We start from the raw sequence: 23332 nt of genomic DNA on the forward strand, positions 1-23332 counted from the left end.
ATCAGTAATCCAGCGTTATTGAATGCTGATTCGTAACGCTGCCGCCGTCGCAAAAGGACTTAATGTCGCGGTGCCTGCCAGCAACGCGCCTAAAATTGCCAGATACCCGTCAACGGGCAAATGCATGGAAGCCGCGTCCATCGCGGCGGTGGCAAAGATGAGTAATGGGATAGTCAGCGGTAACACCAGTATGCTGAGCAGCACCCCACCGCGCTTAAGTCCCACTGTCAGCGCCACGCCCGGTGCACCGAGAAAGCCAAGCGTAGGCGTTCCCAGCAGCAGCGTCAGCGCCATCACTTGCCAGCCATAAACATCCATTCCCAGTAGCATTGCTACCAGGGGCGAAAGGATGAGTAACGGCAGACCGGTTACCATCCAGTGCGCCATCACCTTCGCCAGCACAACGGCGGGCAAGGGTAACGGCAACAACATCAATTGTTCAAGACTGCCGTCCTGCAAATCGTCACGGAACAGTCGTTCCAGCGCCAGCAAGGATGAAAGCAGCGCAGCAACCCAGATAATGCCCGGTGCAATACGCGCCAGCAGTTGCGGCTCCGGACCGATACTGAGCGGAAAAAGGGTAATTACAATCAGGAAGAACCACAGCGGGTTGGCGATTTCGGCGCTATGGCGAAACGCTACGCGCAGCTCAAGACGGAAAATGCGCCAGAACATCATGCGGCCCTCGTTTGCGTCAGTGAAATGCGGCGAATTTTACTTTCAGCAACGTTGAGCGGCTGGTGGGTAGTCAGAATCACAATCCCCCCCTGCTCCGTATGCTGCGCCATACGCTGGGTCAGACGATCGACGCCGTTAACGTCAATCGCGGTAAAAGGCTCGTCGAGGATCCATAACGTGGCACGGGTCAGCCACAGACGCGCTAAAGCGACGCGGCGTTGTTGCCCGGCCGAGAGCTGATTTACAGGAATATCTTCGAATCCGGCAAGCCCGGCCTGCGCCAGGGCTTCCAGACATTGTGCGGTATCGCCATCGCGATGATAAAAGTGCAGATTTTCTAACGCCGTCAGCCGGGTTTTGATCCCCGGCTGATGGCCTATCCATAACAGGTTTTGATGGTAGCTGTCGCGTACCTGATGCAAGGGCTGCCCTTGCCAGAGAACCTCGCCTGCGTCAGGGCGAGACAACCCCGTCAGCAAACGGAGAAGCGTTGTCTTCCCCGCGCCGTTGCTACCGGTGATTTGTACCCACTCTCCTGCGTTCAGCGTAAATGACAAGCCACTAAATAAGGTTCGTTCATCCCGCTCACAAAGTAACTCTCTGGCTTCAAGCATACCCACGCAATAACCCTGTTAAAAACCTGGCTCGACTTCACGCATATCGGGCAGCTTGTGCGCTATCCCTTTATGGCAATCAATACAGGTTTGCCCATCTTTCACCGCCTGGTCATGCATCTTCGCGGCAACCGATTTCTGGGCGGTTGTATCCATATACTCGAAGTTGTGACAGTTACGGCACTCCTGCGAGTTATTGTCCTTCATGCGCCGCCACTCATTCTGTGCCATCGTCAGACGATGAGCTTCAAATTTCTGCGGCGTGTCAATAACGCCAAAAATTTTACCATACAGCTCTTTACTTGCTTTGAGCTTGCGTATCATCTTCGGCACAAACTCGTGCGGAACGTGACAATCCGGACAGGTCGCACGGACGCCGCTACGGTTGTTGTAGTGCACGGAATCCATGTATTCCTGATACACCGTGTTGCGCATTTCGTGGCAGCTAATGCAGAACTCTTCGGTATTGGCTTTTTCCATCCCGGTGTTAAAGCCACCCCAGAAGACGATGCCGCCAACAAAACCGATCAACAGCAGCGTCCCCAGCGCCAGACGGCTGGGGGTACGCCACCATTTCCACAGGCGCTTAATCAGACCAGGCTTACGGTCAGAATTTCCCATAATAACCTCTTATTTCCCGTAACCTTTTGATGGGGTAAAGGTATTCCCCACGATTGGCGCGGTATCGGCCTGCGGTACGTGACATTGCAGACAGAAATAACGACGCGGAGCCACTTCCGCGCCCACTTTGCCGTCGCTGTCCATAAAGTGAGTAGGACTGATACGCGGCGCGCCAGTGGTGCGATAACTTTCGACACCGTGGCACTGCAAGCAGCGGTTGGTATTGGTCGTTACCTGATAACCTTCAACGCTATGCGGGATCATTGGCGGCTGATTCACATAGTTCAGCGGCATCCGTTCCTGCTCTTTTGGCATCCGAATGGCCCCTTCCTGTGTCCCGGATACTTCCGGCGACTGGCTAAAATCGACGCCATTAGCCGCCCAAACCGCGCCGCTTACCACCAGGGCCAGCATCGCCGTCCATTGACACAGCGCTTTCTTCAGGTCATGGCTTTTCATGATTTCGCTCCCGAACTCCATCGTGTAGTTATTGTAAATACATCCTCAGAACAGACATCCACGCAGCGACCGCACGTCATGCAATCGCGGCTGGTGACCTGCACCGGGCTTTGTTCATCCAGCACCGGGGCACGTAGCACATGCGGTTCCGGGCAAACATGAAAACAATCCATACAGCGGTTACATTTCTGCCGATCGGTGGCCGCAACGGTAATCACACCTTTGCTACCCAGCACGCCATACAGCGCGCCAACCGGACAAATGTGCCCGCACCAGCCGTGTTCAACGACCAGTAGATCAAATAAAAACAGCGCGAGAATAAGCAGCGCGCCGCTGCCGAAGCCCATTACCAGGCTGCGCCCCATCAGAGATACGGGGTTGATCCATTCCCAGATGAGCGTGCCAGTTAAGGCCGATCCCAGCAGAATGACCACCAACAGCACGTAGCGAATGTGGCGAGGGATCGTCGCAGACTGATTGAGGTCAAAGCGCCTGCGTAACCAGTTCGCTAAGTCGGTAATCGGGTTCAGCGGGCAGACCCAGCTGCAAAATAATCGCTTTCCCGCCAGGGCGTAGAGCACGGTGATAATCACCGCACCGGTCAACGCCACCGTGGCAGGCAGATGACCACTGGCAAGACTTTGCAGCGTCATCAGCGGATCGGTCAGCGGAACGGTGTCGAATAACAGGCTACTGCTGTAGTTGCCGTGCAAGATCCACACACCAAACCATGGACCGCTCAAAAACATCCCCAGCACGAAGAACTGACAAAGGCGACGTAACACCAGCCAACGGTGACTGCGCCACCAGCCTTTTTTCTCCAGCGCCTCGCGCCCGGCGTCACGTTTACGATTTGCCATTGTTCCCCTCCAGCCAACCGAAGCGGTAATGGTGACCTAACTCCCCTTTCGCCAGTGACAGCGGTAACACCTTGATTGCCGGTTGTTCCAGCACGCATACTTTTTCGCACTTACCGCAACCGGTACAGGCGTCGCTGTGAACCGTCGGCAGAAAGCGGGCGTGCTTACCGGTACGCGTGTTGCGCTCCAGCTCCAGGGTGATGGCCTCATCAATTTTCGGGCATTCGCGATAACAAACATCGCAGCGCAGCCCCTGAAAGTTGAGACAGTTTTCCTGGTCCACCAGTACCGCCAGCCCCATCCGCGCGTCGTCGATCGATTCAATCTCACGATCCAGCGCACCGCTTGGGCACACTTTGGCGCACGGAATGTCCTCACACATTTCGCAAGGAATATCCCGTGCGACAAAATATGGCGTGCCCGCCGACAGACCAGAGGCCAGCGTCGCCAGTTTTAAGGTGTCGTAAGGGCAAGCCTGAACACACTGACCGCAACGCACACAGGCACTGGCAAAGGCGTTCTCGTTTATGGCTCCGGGCGGGCGCAACCGCACGCCAGATGCGCGTGCGGTTTGCTGTTGTAACCCCAGCGCCACACCCACGGCAGCCAGCCCGCCTGCTGTGCGAACGACATCGCGCAGAAAGCGGCGGCGACCATTTTGAGGTTTCGCTGACCGGGACATAATGGCTTACACCTTCTCCAGTTTGACCGCGCACTTCTTGAAGTCCGTCTCTTTCGAGAGCGGATCGGTCGCGTCCAGCGTCAGTTTGTTAACCAGCTGTGCGGCGTCGAAGAACGGCATGTACACCAGGCCCTGCGGCGGACGGTTACGACCGCGCGTTTCGACAATCGAGATCACTTCGCCACGGCGAGAAACCACTTTCACTTTGTCGCCACGACGCAGATCGCGCGCTTTCGCATCCAGCGGGTGAATAAACAAGACCGCTTCCGGGAAGGCGCGGTGCAGTTCCGGCACACGGCGAGTCATACTGCCGGTGTGCCAGTGCTCCAGAACGCGTCCGGTAGAGAGCCACAGGTCGTACTCTTCATCCGGTGCTTCCGCCGCCGGTTCGAACGGCAGTGCGAAGATCACCGCTTTGCCATCCGGTTTACCGTAGAACTTATAGCCTTCGCCCGCTTTCACGTACGGGTCGTTACCTTCGCTGTAACGCCACTGCGTTTCTTTACCGTTCACCACCGGCCAGCGCAGACCGCGCGCTTTGTGGTAGTCATCGAACGGTGCCAGATCGTGACCGTGACCGCGACCAAACCATGCGTACTCTTCGAACAGCCCTTTTTGCAGATAGAAGCCCAGCTCGCGGGATTCATCGTTCAGCTGATCTTCCGCCAGTTCGGATACAGGGTATTTGCTCACTTCCGGGGTGGCATACAGAACTTCGTACAGCGTTTTGCCACGCAGTTCCGGTTTCTTCGCCAGCAGATCTTCCGGCCATACTTCTTCAGTTTTGAAGCGGCGGGAGAACTGGACTAACTGCCAGAGATCCGATTTCGCTTCGCCCGGTGCCTGTACCTGCTGACGCCAGAACTGAGTACGGCGTTCGGCGTTACCGTAAGCGCCCTCTTTCTCTACCCACATTGCGGTCGGCAGGATCAAGTCCGCTGCCAGCGCACTGACTGTCGGATACGGATCGGAGACGATGATGAAGTTGCGCGGATCGCGCCAGCCCGGCATACGCTCTTCATTGATGTTCGGCCCGGCCTGCATGTTGTTGGTACACATGGTCCAGTAAACATTCAGCTTGCCGTCTTTCAGCGCACGGTCTTGTGCTACCGCATGCAGACCGATTTTCGCCGGAATGGTGCCGCTCGGGATATTCCACTTCTTCTCGCAGATATCACGATGTTTCTCGTTAGTTACCACCATGTCCGCAGGCAGACGGTGAGCAAAGGTGCCCACTTCACGCGCAGTACCACACGCGGAAGGCTGCCCGGTCAGGGAGAACGGACCGCAACCCGGCTGGGAAATTTTGCCGGTCAGCAGGTGCAGGTTGTAGACCAGGTTGTTGGCCCACACGCCACGAGTATGCTGGTTGAAGCCCATCGTCCAGTAGGAGATGACTTTCTTGTTCGGATCGGCATACAGCTGCGCCAGTTGTTCCAGCTGATCTTTTGGTACGCCAGTCATTTCGGCGGTTTTTTCCAGCGTATACTCGGCAACGAAGGCTTTGTAATCTTCAAAGCTCATCGGTTCGGAGGCGTCAGAACCCGGATTCTTCGCTGCTTTTTCCAGCGGATGGGTCGGACGTAAACCGTAGCCGATGTCCGTCGCCCCTTTGCGCAGGTTAACGTGTTTGCTGAAGAAGTCCTGATTTATCGCATTGTTTTGAATGATATAGTTGGCGATGTAGTTCAGGATCACCAGGTCAGATTGCGGCGTAAAGATGATGCCGTTATCCGCCAGCTCGAAGCTACGATGCTGGTAGGTAGAAAGCACCGCCACGGTGACGTTCTGGTTAGAGAGACGACGGTTAGTGATGCGTGACCAGAGGATCGGGTGCATCTCCGCCATGTTAGCGCCCCACAGCACAAACGCGTCAGCCTGCTCGATGTCGTCATAGCAGCCCATCGGCTCATCCATACCAAAGGTACGCATAAAGCCAACTACTGCCGACGCCATACAGTGACGTGCGTTCGGGTCGATGTTGTTCGAACGGAAGCCCGCTTTGAACAGCTTGGACGCGGCATAACCTTCCCAGATAGTCCACTGACCAGAACCGAACATACCGATCGATTCCGGTCCTTTTTCTTTCAGGGCGGTTTTGAATTTCTCTTCCATCACATCGAAGGCCTGATCCCAGGTGATTGGGGTAAATTCGCCTTCTTTGTCATATTTACCGTTTTTCATACGCAACAGCGGCTGCGTCAAACGGTCTTTACCGTACATGATCTTGGGCAGGAAATAGCCCTTAATGCAGTTCAGGCCACGGTTAACCGGTGCGTCCGGGTCGCCCTGACAGGCCACCACACGCCCCTGCTGCGTTCCGACCAGAACGCCGCAACCAGTACCGCAGAAACGGCACGGCGCTTTATCCCATTTGATGGCTTCCTGCTGACCAACAACGGCGCGGGCAACGCCCGGCACGCTGAGACCGGCAGCCGCCGCAGCGGCCGCAACGGCGTTAGCTTTCATAAAGCTACGACGACTGAGTTTCATGGTGTTTCCTCACCTTGCTCTTCCTGCTGGTGATAAACCAGCGACACCGCCAGCACGCCCTCTACGTTGCGTACTGACTCAATGGTTTGGATCAGCGTTTCGCTGTCTTCTGCTTCCACCACCACAATCAACTGACCGCTCGGCGCGTCGCTGACAGCAACTTCACAGCCGGGAAAGGCGTTCAGTTGGGTGCTGATGTCTGAAATTCGTTCGCTTTTGGCCTGCACGACCAGGCTGCAAACTTGCCAGTTAGTGTGCATGGAGATACTCCGCAGTTATGGCTGATACCGGACAGCTGGCTGCACATGCTCCACATCCGTTGCAAAGTTGGCTATTAAGTTGCGGCTGGTAGATCCCGGAGAGCGTCGGGCGAAAGATAATTGCCATTGGCTCACAGCTATCCTGACAGCGGCGGCATTCAACAGACTGATACGCCAGGCACGCGTCCCCAATGGTGAACTGCAAATCCCAGGCCCTGGTGTGGCGCGGAGAAAATAGCGATTCGGGGCAAGCCTGCGCGCAGTCGTAACAGAAGCTGCACTCGTTATTTTTGAAATTAACGCTCGGATAGCCGCCCGCGCCGCGTTGCAGAATGTTGTTTTCACAAGCATTAATACAGGCGTCGCAGCGGGTGCAATGGGTCAGAAAATGAGATTCATCACCGGACCAGGGCGGACGGATACCGTTACTGGCTTTGCGCCAGCGACCAGTGAGTATGCCCCGACGGGATGCATCAATCTTCACATTGACCTTCCATCATTAACGCGCTCTGAAAATTGAGAGCGACCAAATAAACCGCATAATTAATAAGCCATTTTTATAGCCGCTAAGATATTAAAGGATGTGTCAAAGATGCATACCCCGATCGGGGTAAAACCTGTAGCAGGATCAAAAGAGTGGCGGGAAGCGTGGCAAAAACGGGCTTTTGCTCACATTTCAAATGGTTATAAATATATTTATATAGCGATTAATTCACCAGAGATATTTCTGCTGGTTTGCTCTCTCATTAGAATTTAACACTAAAAGAGCAGGTAAAATTGTCTGAATGTTCTTTAAGTTATTCATAAAGCAAATTAATAAATCTGATGAATATGTTAACCTTCAGCGACATCATCGGTGAAAACCTATAAATGAAGAAGGAAAGCAAAAAAATGAAGACCATTCTACCTGCAGTATTGTTTGCCGCTTTCGCTACCACTTCCGCCTGGGCGGCAGAGAGCGTCCAGCCACTGGAAAAAATCGCGCCTTATCCACAAGCTGAAAAAGGCATGAAGCGTCAGGTGATTCAGTTAACCCCGCAAGAAGATGAATCTACCCTGAAAGTAGAACTGTTAATCGGTCAGACGCTGGAAGTCGATTGCAATTTGCATCGTCTCGGCGGGAAGCTGGAAAGCAAAACGCTGGAAGGCTGGGGCTATGATTATTATGTCTTTGATAAAGTTAGCTCGCCGGTTTCCACGATGATGGCCTGCCCGGATGGCAAGAAAGAGAAGAAATTTGTCACCGCGTATCTGGGCGATACTGGAATGCTGCGTTACAACAGCAAGCTGCCGATCGTGGTGTATACGCCAGACAATGTAGATGTGAAGTACCGCGTCTGGAAGGCGGAAGAGAAAATTGACAACGCGGTAGTTCGCTAAACTGCCGTGAAGTGCGGCACCCCGTAGGTTGGATAAAGCGGTCACGCCGCATCCGACATCTAACGCCCGAGCCGGTTGCCTGATGCGACGCTGGCGCGTGTTATCAGGCCTACACCGCTGTGAAGTGCTCCACCCCGTAGGTCGGATAAGGCGGTTACGCCGCATCCGACATCCAACGTCCGAGCCGGTTGCCTGATGCGACGCTGACGCGTCTTATCAGGCCTACGCCGCTAAACTGCCGTGAAGTGCGGCACCCCATAGGCTGGATAAGGCGGTTACGCCGCATCCAACATCTAACGCCCGAGCCGGTTGCCTGATGCGACGCTAGCGCGTCTTATCAGGCCTACACCGCTGTGAAGTGCTCCACCCCGTAGGTCGGATAAGGCGGTTACGCCGCATCCGACATCCAACGTCCGAGCCGGTTGCCTGATGCGACGCTGACGCGTCTTATCAGGCCTACACCGCTGTGAAGTGCCCACCCCGTAGGTCGGATAAGGCGGTTACGCCGCATCCAACATCTAACGCCCGAGCCGGTTGTCTGATGCGACGCTAACGCGTCTTATCAGCATACGCCACATCCGGCATACCATGCCGGATGTGGCACATCATTACAACGCAATATCCGCCACTTCTTTTTGAACGGGTTGCGGTTTCAACTGCGGTTTCGGCGTACTATCTGCTGCCTGCGGCTTGTCGTATTTCAGGCCCAGCACTTCGCTGGTGTACTGCAACTCGCGTTCTGTTGCCGCTACATCACCGTTCAGCTTGCGTCCATAAGATGGAACGATCGCTTTCAACGTAGCCTGCCATTGCGGGCTGGAAACGCGATCGCCAAATACTTTTTCCAGCAGATTCAACATAATCGGCGCGGCGGTTGACGCCCCTGGCGATGCCCCCAGGAGCGCGGCAATGGTTCCTTGCTGGTCACTGACGACTTCAGTACCCAGACGCAGTACGCCACCTTTCTCGGCATCACGCTTGATAATCTGCACGCGCTGCCCCGCTTGCCACAAACGCCAGTCCTCTTTTTTCGCTTGCGGATAGTACTCTTTCAACGCTTCAAAACGATCCTCTTCACTCAACATCACCTGACTCACCAGATATTTCACCAGATCGAAATTATCCAGCCCGACGTGCATCATCGGCATCACGTTAGAGGTGGTGGTGGAACTCATCAGATCCCACAATGAACCGTTTTTGAGGAATTTGGTTGAGAAGGTGGCAAATGGCCCAAACAGCACTACGCGTTTACCGTCCAGAACGCGGGTATCGATATGCGGAACCGACATCGGTGGTGCGCCAACGGATGCTTTACCGTAAACCTTCGCCAGATGGTGATTAACCACGTCCGGGTTTTCCGAAACAAGGAACTGACCGCCCACCGGGAAACCGGCGTAGTCTTTCGCTTCCGGAATCCCCGATTCCTGTAACAGCTTCAGTGCCGCACCGCCCGCGCCGATAAAGACAAATTTCGCACGGATGTTCTGTGCAGTGCCATTTTTCAGATCGGCAACGGTAACGGTCCAGGTGTTATCGTCATTACGCTTTAGGGCGCGGACTTCGCTGCTGAGTTGCAGCGAGAAGTTAGATTTCTTCTGCAAAGAAGCAATTAACTGGCGGGTGATCTCGCCGTAGTTCACATCGGTACCAATTTCCGTACGCGTGGCTGCCACTTTCTGTTGCGGATCGCGCCCTTCCATCACTAACGGTGCCCACTCTTTGATCTGCGCGTGATCTTCAGAGTAACGCATACCGCGAAACAGCGAGCTTTGTTGCAACGCGGCGTAACGGGCGCGCAGGAAATTAACGTTATCCTCGCCCCAGACAAAGCTCATATGCGGAACGGTATTGATAAATGAACGCGGAGTACGCAGCACGCCGCGCTCGACCTGGTGCGCCCAGAACTGGCGGGAAATCTGAAATGCTTCGTTAATGGCGACTGCTTTTTCAATACTGATGCTGCCATCGGCGTTTTGCGGGGTGTAGTTCAGTTCCATCAGTGCAGAATGCCCGGTTCCGGCGTTATTCCAGCCGTTCGAACTCTCCTGCGCGACACCCTCCAGGCGCTCCACCATGGTCATCGACCATTCAGGCTCCAGCTCGCGTAAATAGGTCCCCAACGTGGCGCTCATAATGCCGCCGCCAATCAACAGTACATCAGTTTCCTGCTCCTCGGACGCTTTCGCTTTTGCCGCCATCGAAACGGCATTAAGCCCCACGGCCATCGAGAAGAGCATGGCAGTCACTTTTTTCATCTTGTTAATGCCTTACTTTTAGTCGCTTTATTGCAGGTGAGATTTGCGCGGCATCAACGGTAACACTTAAGTAACAACATTTAAATAATGTTTATAAATTATATTCTAATTTTAGAAACATTATAATTTCGTTGATTAATTATAGGGTTATTAGAAATGAAGGGATTTTTAGCATATTGACCTGGCGGCAGCAGTCCGCCAGGTCAGCGTCGTAATATTATGCCGTCCGGGCAACGGCATCACGCGAAGCAGCATCGCGCTCTTCGCCCGTCAGCTCGCTAAGTTGCCCGTTGCGCATTTCCAGCAGGCGGTCGGCGTGGATAAAGTAATGATCATCATGACTGATGGCGAAAATAGTTTTACCCATCTCCTGCATCAGCGGCAGCAACACCTGATAAAACTCACGACGGAAGTGTGGATCCTGATCCGCCGCCCATTCATCCAGCAGGATAATATCGCGTTCTTCTGCCAGCGCCAGCAACAGCGCCACGCGTTTTTTCTGCCCTTTTGATAACTTCAGGTTAACAATACGCCCGTTGCTTAACTCAAGCTTATGAGCCATTTTCAGCTGCGCCAGCCACTTCTCAACCAGTTGCGGGTTAGCGGGTTTACCCTCCGGCCCCAGCAGTTGATCAAACAGCCGGACATCGGTAAACACTGCCGAAAACAGTTTGCGATAATCTTCCGGTTGTTCGCCACTGACAGGTTTGCCATCCAGCAAGATTTCGCCGCTTTGTGGCTGATACAAGCCCGTCAACAACATCGCCAGCGTCGATTTTCCGCTACCGTTGCCGCCAATCAGAAACAGCAGCTCGCCACGTTTGATGGTGAGATTAATCGGACCAACGGAAAACGCGTTATCCTGATAAGCAAACGTCACGTTACGCAGCTCCAGCGTTTGCCAGTTGGGAAACGCCTGCGGGCGCGGAAACTCTGCTTTGAAAGGCGCGAGCGCGAATTTGTTCAGCTTGTTAAACGCCACCTGCGCCGTCAGCAGCGTCGGCAATGCGCCAACCGCCGAAAGCAGCGGCGTACGCAGGAATAAAAGCGTCAACGAATAGGTCGCGGCAACGTTGGTATCAGCCCAACCGAGGCTGTTCGCCATCCAGAACACCAGGCCGATTGCGCCCAGCATCATGATGTTTGACCAGTTCACGGCACTAAGATGGAAGGTGTCTGCGCGAATAATATGATGGCGATACTCTTGCGCATCAGGAATGTAGAGGTTGTTAAACACATACTCGGCGCGTTCCCGGTTCAGAGTCAGCTCTTTGCGCCCTTCAAGTACAGTTTGAAAATCCGTGTACAGCTTGTCTTCGGTTTCACGCAGGGTCGCCATATGTTTGTACACCCGCGCCACCAGCACAAAACCGCCCCAGATGGTGATCGCCATCCAGATAGCCGTTACCAGCAACATTTTGCCCGACAGCATCCACAGATACGCCGCTGAACCGATAGTGAGAATGATCCCCTGCACCAGTTCCGGCAGACGCACAAAAGCAATGGTGATATTGCGCACATCGCTGGTTAACCCCGCCAGCAACGAGGCGCTACCGAGTTGTTCAATGCGCTCGACGTGAGTATCCAGAATCCGCTTGATAAATTCACTACGCAGTCGGTAAACGAAGTGATGCCCCAAAGTGGTGAGCGCCAGTTGCGATCCGAGAGTGACTGCCATCAACAGCAGCAATAATCCCAGAAACTCCGGCAACACCAGCAGACTGGTATCCGCCGTTTCGATAAGGCGCTGGTTGATAAAAGCAATTAAGCCAATGCCTAATGCCGCACTGGCGAGGCTTAGCGCCATCACACTGATAAATGGCCAGCGATACTGCCGCCAGACAAGTACAAGAAGTTCCATGCAGAAAACCCGGACAATGAATTACAGCCCGCAGTTTAAACATCTTCGCGCGCACAGCAATAATAATTCTTATTTTTATTCTTTTTTACCTGCCTGACGGAATGTCAGGTTGTAGCGGCAGTCGGTGGTGAGTGGATGAAACCCCGCTTTCAACGGTTGAATACCGTGATAAAACAGCCGCGATTCACCGCCCCATACCACCATATCGCCATGTTCCAACAACAAACGTTTGAGCGGATCATTACGTTTCAGGCCACCAAATTGAAAAATCGCGGGTAAGCCCAGAGAAACAGAAACAATTGGCGCGCGCAGATCCGGTTCGTCTTTATCCTGATGCAGCGACAGTTTCGCGCCAGGAGCGTAGCGGTTGATAAGACAAGCATCTGGCTGGAAATCTGGATAGCCAGCCGCCGTAGCCGCACGTTGACATAAATTATGAAAACTCTGCGGCATGGCGGGCCACGGTTTATTTGTTTGCGGATCAATGGGCGAATAGAGATAACCTTGCCGATGGCTCGTCCAGCCCAGATGCCCACAGTTGGTCATCGCCACCGACATGGTATATCCGCCTGGAGTGACCATCTGGCGAAACGGCGACTGGCTGGCAACGTCATTAATATCGCGGATTAGTTGCTCCGCAGCATTAAAAGCAAAACGCCGTAAAATTACCGCACCAGCCGCCAGTGGCTCTTGCCACGGTTCAGCATCGGCAAACAGATCCAACATTACCTCTCCTCATTTTCAGCTTCGCGGCGCAGCAGTTGCGCTTTACGCGACACGCCCCAGCGGTAACCGGAAAGTGTGCCATCACCACGGACCACTCGATGACAGGGTATTACGATAGCCAGCTTGTTGGCGGCACAGGCGCTGGCAACGGCCCGTACCGCTTTCGGTTTGCCGATGGCGTTAGCCAGTTGCTGATAACTGACGGTTTCACCGCAAGGTATCGTGCGCAGTGCCTGCCAGACTTGTTGCTGAAAAGCAGTGCCGCGAATATCCAGCGGTAACGTCAGCGGCGTATCGCGTTGATTGAGGCTGGCGATCACTTCACGCACATGTTGCTGAAACGTCAGATCGGCAGGCGCGTTGTCGGCAGCGGGAAACATCTGCTGCAACTCGCTGATTAATGTCGCGTCATCATCGCCCAGCAATATCGCGCAAATCCCCCGCTCGCTTTCTGCCACCAGGCAACGACCCAGCTCACAATCAGCCAGCGCGTAACGCACCGCCAGATTTTCGCCACCGTGACGGAATTGTTTAGCCGTCATGCCCAGCGTTTCATCGGCTTTGCGGTAGTAACTGCTGCTGTCGGGGAATCCGGCGTTAAGAATAGACGTCGTCACGCTCTCCCCTTTCGCCAGCGATTCGCGCAAACGGCGAGCGCGCCAGGCCTGTTGCCAGGCTTTAGGCGTCATTCCGGTAGTCGCTTTAAACAACCGATGCAGATGGAACGGACTCATCGCCACCTGGTCGGCTAAGGCTTCCAGCGTTACAGGCGTTTCCTGTTCCAGCAGTCGACACGCGTGGGTGATTTTATCCAACCGATGTTGCTGGGCATTGGCTTTATCAGGTTGGCAGCGTTTGCAGGGACGAAAGCCAGCGGCAAGCGCCTCGCTGGCATCAGCATAGAAAGAAACGTTTTCCCGCAAGGCATGTCTGGCGCGGCAAGACGGACGGCAAAAGATACCCGTGGTACGCACGGCGAAAACAAATTCGCCGTCGGCGTGCGGGTCGCGGGCTAAGACCGATTGCCAGCGTTGATCGTCAGTTAAGCGTGTGGCGTTTTTCATAATCAGCTCCCTGGTTAAGGATAGCCTTTAGTCTGCCCGGTCACCATCACGCAAAAACCAACAATCTTGCGCTTTAATTTTTTTCGCTGACAAGGAAGCTTTTAAACTGTGGTGACATCCAGGTTTTAAAGCTATCGCCTTCTTTGGTGATCATATAAACCGCCAGCCCTTCCCGGCGAACAACCTCTTTGGCTTTCTCCGGCCCGAGTACCATCAAGCCAGTATCCCAGGCATCGGCTTCCAGCGCCGTCGGAGCAATCACCGTCACGGATACCAGATTGTGTTCGATGGGACGCCCGGTTTGCGGATCGATAACATGGGAAAGACGTTTGCCGTCCAGTTCGTAATAGTTACGGTAGCTGCCAGAGGTGCTAATCCCATGACCGTTGATATCCACCACAGCCTGAACCGCGTTTTCTTTATCGGTTGGTTTTTGAATCGCTACCCGCCACGGCTGGCCTTCACCGTTCATACCACGGCTGTTCAGCGCGCCGCCCACCGACACCAGATAGCGGGAAATCCCTTCCTGCTCCATCAAGCGTGCCAGGTGATCCGCTGCATAACCTTCACCGACGGTGGAGAGATCGACATATAAATCCGGCAGGTCTTTTTGCAGATATTGCTGATGCGACTGATTAATGACCGTAAGGTGCTGTAAACCAGTTTTGGCTTTCATCGCATCGATCTGTTCCTGGCTCGGAATTTGAACCGGCTGTTGTTCCGGGCCAAAGCCCCACAGATTCACCAGCGGCCCGACGGTTATATCCATCGCACCATCGGTCCTTGCGCCAATGCGCAGCGAGGTGGTGACGATATCGGCCATCGCTTCACTTACCGGCCACGGCGACAAACTTTGCGAGTCGTTAAAGCGCATCAGCGCGGAATCTTTTTTATAGGTCGAAAGCAGCTGATCGTCGGCGTCCAGCTGGGTCTGAATCTTTTCTTTAAGTTCGGCACTGCGTTTGGCATCAATGCCCGGGATGCTGGCACGCCAGAAGGTACCCATGGTTTTGCCTTCAAGAACGGTAACTTCAGTAGCGTGGGTTTTGGCGGGTTGTGGTTTTTGATCGCAACCAACAAAGAAGAGCGCGGCAGCCAGCAGTGCCACGCGGGTAAAGCTTATTTCCATACGTGATTATCCTCATGCGAACGGTCGCAAGAGTACACCAAAAAACTGTGTTTGTACGCTGAAAACAATGAAAAAAGGGCCCGCAGGCCCTTTGTTCGATATCAATCGAGATTAGAACTGGTAAACCAGACCCAGAGCTACGATGTTATCAGTGTTGATGCCAGCGTCACGAGTGAACTGGTTGTCGTCCAGCAGGTTGATTTTGTAGTCAACGTAGGTGGACATGTTTTTGTTGAAGTAGTAGGTTGCACCAACATCAACATATTTCAGGATATCTTCGTCGTCGTAGTTACGAGTACCGATGGTGCCCAGGTTTTTACCTTTAGACTGCAGGTATGCTACAGACGGGCGCAGACCGAAGTCGAACTGGTACTGAGCAACAGCTTCGAAGTTCTGTGCTTTGTTCGCCCAACCCAGGGAACCTACGCGAGTTGCGTTGTAGGTCTGGGTGTACTGAGCAGCCAGGTAGATGTTGTTAGCATCGTATTTCAGACCACCAGTGTAGGTTTCAGCACGGTCGCCGTTACCGATGTAAGCAGCGGTGTTCTGAGCATCAGTACGTTTGGAGCTGGAAACTGCAGCACCGATACCGAAGCCTTCGTAATCATAAGTGATAGAACCGCCAACGCCGTCGCCGTTCTGACGCAGAGCATCACGACCGTTGTTGGTCATGCCTTCGCCGCTTACGCTACCGTTTTTGCCCTGGTACTGAACAGCAAAGTTCAGGCCGTCAACCAGACCGAAGAAGTCAGTGTTACGGTAGGTCGCGAAGCCGTTACCACGCTGCTGCATGAAGTTGTCAGAGCCGTAAGTGTCGCCACCGAATTCTGGCAGTACGTCGGTCCAGGAAGTTACGTCGTAAACAACGCCGTAGTTACGACCGTAGTCGAAAGAACCAACATCCTGGAATTTCAGACCTGCGAATGCCACACGGGTCCAGGAGTTTTCTTTGTTGTCTTCAGAGGTATTGCCCTGGATCTGATATTCCCACTGGCCGTAACCGGTCAGCTGGTCAGTAACCTGAGTTTCGCCTTTGAAACCAAGACGTACATAGGTCTGGTCGCCGTCTTCTGACTTGTTGTCAGAGAAATAGTGCAGGCCGTCTACTTTACCGTACAGATCTAATTTGTTGCCGTCTTTGTTGTAAACTTCAGCAGCGTTTGCTGCGCCTGCTACCAGCAGAGCTGGGACCAGGAGGGACAGTACTTTAACTTTCATGTTATTAACCCTCTGTTATATGCCTTTATTTGCTTTTTTATGCCACTGCATACTGATTAACCCTCATTAATCAGTCGGCAAGTCCATTCTCCCCAAAAATGCAGAATAATCCAACACGAATATGATACTAAAACTTTTAAGATGTTTCATTCATCGCTATAGATGTTTCAAAATGTAAATGCAAGGGAACTTTTTAAGATTATTACGGAATGGCGAAATAAGCACCTAACATCAAGCAATAATAATTCAAGGTTAAAATCAATAACTTATTCTTAAGTATTTGACAGCACTGAATGTCAAAACAAAACCTTCACTCGCAACTAGAATAACTCCCGCTATCATCATTAACTTTATTTATTACCGTCATTCATTTCTGAATGTCTGTTTACCCCTATTTCAACCGGATGCCTCGCATCCGGTTTTTTTTACCCTTCTTTACACACTTTTCATTATTCTGTGCTACCACAGAAAAACTATAACGCTTGTTAACTATTTCACAAATAATTAACATCAGCATAATTTCCAGCAATCTTTGTTTATTTGCAATTATTTTCGTTGGGCTTTTTGTAGGTTATTTGTACAGCAAAATGGCGCTTGTACATCTATTTCCCCCAATGCAGGATGATAAATATCACTGGAGAATAGAGAATCATCAATCAGGTAAGAGTCTGGAATTTCACACTGTACCCTTTATACTGCCCTATCACTTCGCGAAGTTTTAACAGGTCATAAACACGAATGCGTCAGAAAGAGACAACGGCCACGACCCGCTTTTCACTCCTACCGGGGAGCATTACCCGCTTCTTTTTACTGTTGATCATTGTGTTACTGGTGACGATGGGGGTAATGGTACAAAGCGCCGTTAACGCCTGGCTGAAAGATAAAAGTTACCAGATTGTCGACATTACCCACGCTATCCAAAAGCGCGTCGATACCTGGCGTTACGTGACCTGGCAGATCTACGACAACATTGCCGCGACGACCTCCCCCTCCTCCGGCGAAGGTTTACAAGAGACGCGCCTGAAACAGGATGTCTACTATCTGGAAAAACCGCGTCGCAAAACGGAAGCGTTAATCTTTGGCTCTCACGACAACTCAACGCTTGAGATGACTCAACGGATGTCCACCTATCTGGACACATTGTGGGGCGCAGAAAATGTACCGTGGTCAATGTATTACCTGAATGGTCAGGATAACAGTCTGGTGCTGATCTCAACCCTGCCCCTCAAAGATCTCACCTCCGGATTTAAAGAATCGACCGTCAGTGACATTGTTGATTCACGTCGTGCAGAGATGTTGCAACAGGCCAACGCCCTCGATGAACGCGAAAGCTTTTCTAACATGCGCCGCCTGGCCTGGCAGAACGGTCATTACTTTACCTTGCGTACCACGTTCAACCAGCCGGGACATCTGGCAACGGTCGTGGCTTTTGATCTGCCGATTAATGATTTGATCCCACCGGGTATGCCGCTGGACAGTTTCCGCCTTGAGCCAGACGCGACGGCAACGGGAGACAATGATAATGAGAAAGAAGGGACGGATAGCGTCAGTATCCACTTTAACAGTACGAAGATTGAAATCTCCTCGGCACTCAACTCTACCGATATGCGACTGGTCTGGCAGGTTCCTTATGGCACCTTATTGCTGGATACGTTGCAAAACATTCTGCTGCCACTGCTGCTGAACATCGGTTTGCTGGCGCTGGCGTTATTTGGCTATACCACATTCCGCCATTTCTCCAGTCGCAGTACAGAAAGTCTACCCAACACGGCGGTCAATAACGAATTGCGCATTTTACGGGCAATCAATGAAGAGATAGTCTCACTGCTGCCGCTCGGCCTGCTGGTTCACGATCAGGAATCGAACCGCACTGTCATAAGTAACAAAATTGCCGATCATTTGCTGCCGCATTTGAATCTGCAAAACATCACCACCATGGCGGAACAGCATCAGGGGATTATTCAGGCGACGATCAATAACGAGCTGTATGAGATCCGCATGTTCCGCAGCCAGGTCGCGCCGCGCACACAAATTTTCATTATTCGCGATCAGGATCGCGAAGTGCTGGTAAACAAGAAACTCAAGCAGGCGCAGCGTCTGTATGAGAAAAACCAGCAGGGGCGGATGACCTTTATGAAAAACATTGGCGATGCGCTGAAAGAACCTGCACAGTCGCTGGCGGAGAGCGCGGCTAAACTCAACGCCCCGGAAAGCAAACAACTGGCGAATCAGGCAGATGTGCTGGTGCGGCTGGTCGATGAAATACAGTTAGCGAACATGCTTGCGGACGATAGCTGGAAAAGTGAGACGGTGCTGTTCTCCGTGCAGGATTTAATTGATGAAGTTGTGCCTTCAGTGTTGCCTGCCATCAAGCGTAAAGGTCTGCAACTGCTGATTAACAATCATCTGAAAGCACACGATATGCGCCGCGGCGATCGCGATGCCTTACGACGTATTTTGCTGCTACTGATGCAATATGCCGTGACCTCAACGCAATTGGGAAAAATCACCCTTGAGGTTGATCAGGATGAGTCCTCCGAAGACCGCCTGACGTTCCGCATTCTGGACACCGGAGAAGGCGTAAGCATTCATGAAATGGATAATTTGCACTTCCCGTTTATCAACCAGACCCAAAACGATCGCTATGGCAAGGCGGACCCGCTGGCATTCTGGCTGAGCGATCAACTGGCACGTAAACTGGGCGGTCATTTAAACATCAAAACGCGGGATGGGCTTGGTACACGCTACTCTGTGCATATCAAAATGCTCGCAGCTGACCCGGAAGTTGAAGAGGAAGAAGAGCGTTTACTGGATGATGTCTGCGTAATGGTGGATGTTACTTCGGCAGAAATTCGGAATATTGTCACTCGCCAGTTAGAAAATTGGGGTGCAACCTGTATCACACCCGATGAAAGATTAATTAGTCAAGATTATGATATCTTTTTAACGGATAATCCGTCTAATCTTACTGCCTCTGGCTTGCTTTTAAGCGATGATGAGTCTGGCGTACGGGAAATTGGGCCTGGTCAATTGTGCGTCAACTTCAATATGAGCAACGCTATGCAGGAAGCGGTCTTACAATTAATTGAAGTGCAACTGGCGCAGGAAGAGGTGACAGAATCGCCTCTGGGCGGAGATGAAAATGCGCAACTCCATGCCAGCGGCTATTATGCGCTCTTTGTAGACACAGTACCGGATGATGTTAAGAGGCTGTATACTGAAGCAGCAACCAGTGACTTTGCTGCGTTAGCCCAAACGGCTCATCGTCTTAAAGGCGTATTTGCCATGCTAAATCTGGTACCCGGCAAGCAGTTATGTGAAACGCTGGAACATCTGATTCGTGAGAAGGATGTTCCAGGAATAGAAAAATACATCAGCGACATTGACAGTTATGTCAAGAGCTTGCTGTAGCAAGGTAGCCTATTACATGAACAATATGAACGTAATTATTGCCGATGACCATCCGATAGTCTTGTTCGGTATTCGCAAATCACTTGAGCAAATTGAGTGGGTGAATGTTGTCGGCGAATTTGAAGACTCTACAGCACTGATCAACAACCTGCCGAAACTGGATGCGCATGTGTTGATTACCGATCTCTCCATGCCTGGCGATAAGTACGGCGATGGCATTACCTTAATCAAGTACATCAAGCGCCATTTCCCAAGCCTGTCGATCATTGTTCTGACCATGAACAACAACCCAGCGATTCTTAGTGCGGTATTGGATCTGGATATCGAAGGGATCGTGCTGAAACAAGGTGCACCGACCGATCTGCCGAAAGCTCTCGCCGCGCTGCAGAAAGGGAAGAAATTTACCCCGGAAAGCGTTTCTCGCCTGTTGGAAAAAATCAGTGCTGGTGGTTACGGTGACAAGCGTCTCTCGCCAAAAGAGAGTGAAGTTCTGCGCCTGTTTGCGGAAGGCTTCCTGGTGACCGAGATCGCTAAAAAGCTGAACCGCAGTATTAAAACCATCAGTAGCCAGAAGAAATCTGCGATGATGAAGCTGGGTGTCGAGAACGATATCGCCCTGCTGAATTATCTCTCTTCTGTGACCTTAAGTCCGGCAGATAAAGACTAATCACCTGTAGGCCAGATAAGACGCGTTAGTGTCTTATCTGGCATTTGCACCGATTGCCGGATGCGGCATAAACACCTTATCCGTCCTACGATTCCCGCGATTTCCTGACCCTCTCGGCATATACCGTCAGCGTCTGTTTTATCACATCCAGCGTTACTGGCTTCGACAGACAGCTGTCCATACCGGACTCCAGACACCGCTGCTTCTCTTCAGCCAACGCATTAGCTGTTACTCCGATTACCGGCAACGTCAGTCCCAACTGACGAATGCGTTGCGTCAAGCGGTAACCATCCATATTGGGCATGTTGACGTCGCTAAGCACAATATCAATATGATTCTTGCTAAGTACATTAAGCGCATCGACGCCATCATTCGCGGTTTTACATTGATAGCCCAACGATCCCAACTGATCTGCCAGCAAACGCCGGTTAATCGGATGATCATCCACGACCAGAATCATCATATCGTCATTATCGCTGACCGCTTTGTCCGTCGACGGCAGAGCGTTAGCAGGATCATCGCTCTCCATCTCGATCAAATAAATACGCGCCAACAATGCCGGTAGCTCATGCGGTGCAGCCACACTGTGTACCCACTCCCCTGGCGCTTTCTCCAGCGGAATACCAATATGGCGACGACAGAAGGTCACTACCGCTCTGCCCTGCCATTTTTTACTCACTACCTCGTCAGTGATTAACACATCTTCGGGAGTCGGTTCCTGCCCTTCGTATGTTGTTACGACGATGCCGCTGCGCTGCAAACTGTTTTCCAGGAACTGACAGAGCGACGCATTGCGGACCGCCAGCCAGCAGCGTTTACCACTCAACCCTTCCACGCCTTTTTTCTGCGGGTACTGAGCGCCGTACAACGGAATACGCACGGTAAACTGGCTGCCCATTCCCGGTTCTGAATCTACCGAGATATCGCCGTCCATCATGCTGATCAGTTTTTCACAAATCGCCAGACCCAGACCGGTCCCCTGGAAGTTTCGCTGTACGCCCGTTCCGACCTGGAAGAAGGGATCAAATAAGCGCACCACTTCTTTCGCCGGAATCCCCACGCCGGTATCGCGAACACGGATAGAGAGATAATCGCCATCAGCGCGGACATGCAAAACTATACAGCCGGTATCGGTGAATTTTATGGCGTTACTCAACAGGTTGGAGATGACCTGCTGTAAACGCATCGGGTCGCCATTTAAGGCCACTGGCACATCCGGTTCAATAAAGCAGTACAAGCCTAACTGCTTGCGTACCACCAGCGGTAAATAGTTGGCGGTGATGTGGTTCATCACTTCACGCGGTGAAAACTCACGCGGTTCGATCTTCAACTGTTCCGATTCAATCTTCGAGAAATCGAGAATATCGCTGATAATTTTCAACAACAGGCTGGAAGAGTTGTTCATTGCCGTCACCAGACGATCGACGCCTTTCGGTAACTCTTTGGTTTGCAACAGATCCAGGTTACCGATAATGCCATACAGCGGCGTTCGCAGCTCATGACTGACGGTGGCAAGGAACATCGATTTTGACTGGCTCGCCTGTTCCGCTGCTTGTGCCATCTCCTGCAACGACTCTTCCATCTTCACGCGCGAAGAAACATCCACCAGCACACAAATGGCCACGTTTTCATTACGATAGCGCGAATGGACGAAGCTGATTTGCAGATTGGTATTGTTGCTGGTCAGGACATCAACAAAATTGACCTGCTGCCCACAGATAATTTGCGTCAGTCGTTGGCGGTCCTCATGCGTAAGCATATTGAGATAGGTATGCGCCAGTTCGTTACTTAAAATATTGACGCCATCAGCGGTACGCAAAATGCAGATACCCACTGGCGCGGAGGCGACAATCTTGCGATTAAACTGCTCATGTTCTTCCAGTCGCAGGGCGTCGCTTTCCGCCGGAATGAAAATACGTCGCTCGTACATCCGCGCGAGAGTAAACAATGCTGCTCCGGCAAGCACATTCAGCAAAATTGCGTTAAGGATCAACATGCGAATGCGTTCCAGCACCTTATCAACCGGCACCGAATACACGATGCTTAGCGATGAGGGTGGCAGATTTTTCTTCAGCACCAGCTCCCGGAACCCTTCCGTATAGCCAAACCAGGAGCGTTCCTGCATCCAGCGAGGATCGCCCTTAATTTTACTTTCTGGTCCGGTAAGCGAAATCAGGGTATGACCATTTTCATCAAGAATGGTAACCCCCATCGGCAACGTACCAGGTAAGAAAAAATTCTCCATCCGGATGGTCTGCTCGACACCCAAAAGCGCCTGCAACCGGTTCGCCAGATAAACTGGCGTCAACGCGTAAAAATACCCGACGCCAGGGCGCGGACCTTCGCTGATCCAGTAGAGGTTACTGCCGCTATCATCTTGTGGTGCATTTCGATATTTATTGATGCGTTCATGCAACGCTTTCAACGCGGTATCGCGTTCCACTGGCATATCACGCAGACCGAAATTGGCCATGCAGAGGTTATCGCTGCCGATTAAAAATACCCGGTTGAGATCGTAAGCCGCAGAAAAATTATCGCGCCAGTAGCGCATAAACCACGCCAATGACTCCAGAGAACCTCGCCAGGTGTTACTCATTGCGGAACAATCAGAGTCGGCAAACAGCGGTTCAAACGCAGGCACATCCGCCTGCGTTTCTCGTCCACGCGGGGAAAGCACACCGTTTTCTGCCGATAAGCGATTTTCAGCGATGTACTTCAGCTCTTTCATCACATCAGAGGTGCGTTGAATAAAGCGCTGAGCCTGATCGGAACTCAGATTAAATTCCTGACGAATTTCCGATTCTCGCTGATGTAACGCATTAACGATGTAAAAAACGGATGAAAAAGCAATCAACAGCCAGAGCACTAACGCCAATGCTCTGAACATGTAGCGCGAGGCTTTCAGGGTTGTACGAAAAGAAGCAAGGTATTTCAAAGGGGCGAAGCTCCGCCTC

Annotated in this window: 20 protein-coding genes; 4 read left to right on the top strand and 16 right to left on the bottom strand. The window is 52.3% G+C overall.

Annotation, left to right across the window (positions count from 1 at the left end):
- Positions 1-15 precede the first annotated feature (15 nt).
- Genes ccmB through napF form a run of 9 tightly spaced genes read right to left on the bottom strand, consistent with a single transcriptional unit; the run spans position 16 to position 7151 of the window.
- Positions 16-678, bottom strand: coding sequence for a heme exporter protein CcmB (ccmB, locus tag HUZ68_RS15035; RefSeq protein WP_000971730.1), 663 nt, complete (start codon positions 676-678; stop codon positions 16-18).
- Positions 675-1298 (bottom strand): cytochrome c biogenesis heme-transporting ATPase CcmA, encoded by a 624-nt coding sequence (ccmA, locus tag HUZ68_RS15040; RefSeq protein WP_000525587.1) that lies wholly within the window; start codon positions 1296-1298, stop codon positions 675-677. Before ccmA ends, ccmB begins: the two co-directional genes overlap by 4 nt.
- 12 nt (positions 1299-1310) lie before the next feature.
- Positions 1311-1913, bottom strand: coding sequence for a cytochrome c-type protein NapC (gene napC, locus HUZ68_RS15045; protein WP_000528376.1), 603 nt, complete (start codon positions 1911-1913; stop codon positions 1311-1313).
- A 9-nt stretch (positions 1914-1922) separates the two neighbouring features.
- Positions 1923-2372, bottom strand: coding sequence for a nitrate reductase cytochrome c-type subunit (gene napB, locus HUZ68_RS15050; protein WP_000835177.1), 450 nt, complete (start codon positions 2370-2372; stop codon positions 1923-1925).
- A complete protein-coding gene (gene napH / locus HUZ68_RS15055) occupies positions 2369-3232 on the bottom strand; it encodes a quinol dehydrogenase ferredoxin subunit NapH (protein WP_000013506.1) in 864 nt (287 codons plus the stop codon). The genes napB and napH overlap by 4 nt, the downstream gene beginning before the upstream one ends.
- The gene (napG, locus tag HUZ68_RS15060; RefSeq protein WP_000091291.1) at positions 3219-3914 is read right to left on the bottom strand and encodes a ferredoxin-type protein NapG; all 696 of its coding nucleotides are present in this window, start codon (positions 3912-3914) and stop codon (positions 3219-3221) included. The genes napH and napG overlap by 14 nt, the downstream gene beginning before the upstream one ends.
- Before the next feature lie 6 nt (positions 3915-3920).
- Positions 3921-6407 carry a nitrate reductase catalytic subunit NapA gene (gene napA / locus HUZ68_RS15065; RefSeq protein ID WP_062875527.1) on the bottom strand — a complete coding sequence of 829 codons (2487 nt, stop codon included), beginning with the start codon at positions 6405-6407 and terminating at the stop codon, positions 3921-3923.
- Positions 6404-6667: a chaperone NapD gene (gene napD / locus HUZ68_RS15070; RefSeq protein ID WP_000557378.1), complete on the bottom strand. Its 264-nt coding sequence runs from the start codon at positions 6665-6667 to the stop codon at positions 6404-6406. Before napD ends, napA begins: the two co-directional genes overlap by 4 nt.
- Positions 6657-7151, bottom strand: a complete 495-nt coding sequence (gene napF / locus HUZ68_RS15075) for a ferredoxin-type protein NapF (protein ID WP_000686735.1) — start codon at positions 7149-7151, stop codon at positions 6657-6659. Before napF ends, napD begins: the two co-directional genes overlap by 11 nt.
- A 108-nt stretch (positions 7152-7259) precedes the next feature.
- Here napF and yojO point away from each other — a divergent pair, with 108 nt between their 5' ends.
- Positions 7260-7424: a protein YojO gene (yojO, locus tag HUZ68_RS15080; RefSeq protein ID WP_001298786.1), complete on the top strand. Its 165-nt coding sequence runs from the start codon at positions 7260-7262 to the stop codon at positions 7422-7424.
- Positions 7425-7558: 134 nt separating this feature from the next.
- Complete coding sequence (eco, locus tag HUZ68_RS15085; protein ID WP_000849216.1) at positions 7559-8047, top strand: serine protease inhibitor ecotin; 489 nt, start codon at positions 7559-7561, stop codon at positions 8045-8047.
- Positions 8048-8655: 608 nt separating this feature from the next.
- Here the strand turns inward: eco and mqo are convergent.
- The 6 genes from mqo to ompC form a co-directional block, all read right to left on the bottom strand.
- Entirely contained in the window at positions 8656-10302 is a 1647-nt protein-coding gene (gene mqo / locus HUZ68_RS15090; RefSeq protein ID WP_000758076.1) for a malate dehydrogenase (quinone), read from the bottom strand.
- A gap of 217 nt (positions 10303-10519) precedes the next feature.
- Positions 10520-12163 carry a microcin J25 efflux ABC transporter YojI gene (yojI, locus tag HUZ68_RS15095; RefSeq protein WP_097489603.1) on the bottom strand — a complete coding sequence of 548 codons (1644 nt, stop codon included), beginning with the start codon at positions 12161-12163 and terminating at the stop codon, positions 10520-10522.
- Positions 12164-12238: 75 nt separating this feature from the next.
- Complete coding sequence (gene alkB, locus HUZ68_RS15100; protein WP_239593919.1) at positions 12239-12889, bottom strand: DNA oxidative demethylase AlkB; 651 nt, start codon at positions 12887-12889, stop codon at positions 12239-12241.
- Positions 12889-13953, bottom strand: a complete 1065-nt coding sequence (gene ada / locus HUZ68_RS15105) for a bifunctional DNA-binding transcriptional regulator/O6-methylguanine-DNA methyltransferase Ada (RefSeq protein WP_097470102.1) — start codon at positions 13951-13953, stop codon at positions 12889-12891. Before ada ends, alkB begins: the two co-directional genes overlap by 1 nt.
- A gap of 73 nt (positions 13954-14026) precedes the next feature.
- Entirely contained in the window at positions 14027-15082 is a 1056-nt protein-coding gene (apbE, locus tag HUZ68_RS15110; protein ID WP_000406085.1) for an FAD:protein FMN transferase ApbE, read from the bottom strand.
- A gap of 111 nt (positions 15083-15193) precedes the next feature.
- On the bottom strand, positions 15194-16300 hold the full coding sequence (gene ompC / locus HUZ68_RS15115; RefSeq protein ID WP_000865594.1) for a porin OmpC: 1107 nt from the start codon (positions 16298-16300) through the stop codon (positions 15194-15196).
- A gap of 738 nt (positions 16301-17038) precedes the next feature.
- Between ompC and rcsD the strand changes: the two genes are divergently transcribed.
- Both rcsD and rcsB read left to right on the top strand, forming a co-directional pair.
- Positions 17039-19711 carry a phosphotransferase RcsD gene (gene rcsD, locus HUZ68_RS15120; RefSeq protein ID WP_001249109.1) on the top strand — a complete coding sequence of 891 codons (2673 nt, stop codon included), beginning with the start codon at positions 17039-17041 and terminating at the stop codon, positions 19709-19711.
- Positions 19712-19727: 16 nt separating this feature from the next.
- Positions 19728-20378, top strand: coding sequence for a response regulator transcription factor RcsB (gene rcsB / locus HUZ68_RS15125; protein ID WP_001061917.1), 651 nt, complete (start codon positions 19728-19730; stop codon positions 20376-20378).
- An 85-nt stretch (positions 20379-20463) separates the two neighbouring features.
- Here the strand turns inward: rcsB and rcsC are convergent, their stop codons facing one another.
- Complete coding sequence (gene rcsC, locus HUZ68_RS15130) at positions 20464-23313, bottom strand: two-component system sensor histidine kinase RcsC (RefSeq protein WP_000876006.1); 2850 nt, start codon at positions 23311-23313, stop codon at positions 20464-20466.
- Between the last annotated feature and the right edge of the window lie 19 nt (positions 23314-23332).

Source organism: Shigella dysenteriae (assembly GCF_022354085.1).
Lineage (GTDB): Bacteria > Pseudomonadota > Gammaproteobacteria > Enterobacterales > Enterobacteriaceae > Escherichia > Escherichia coli.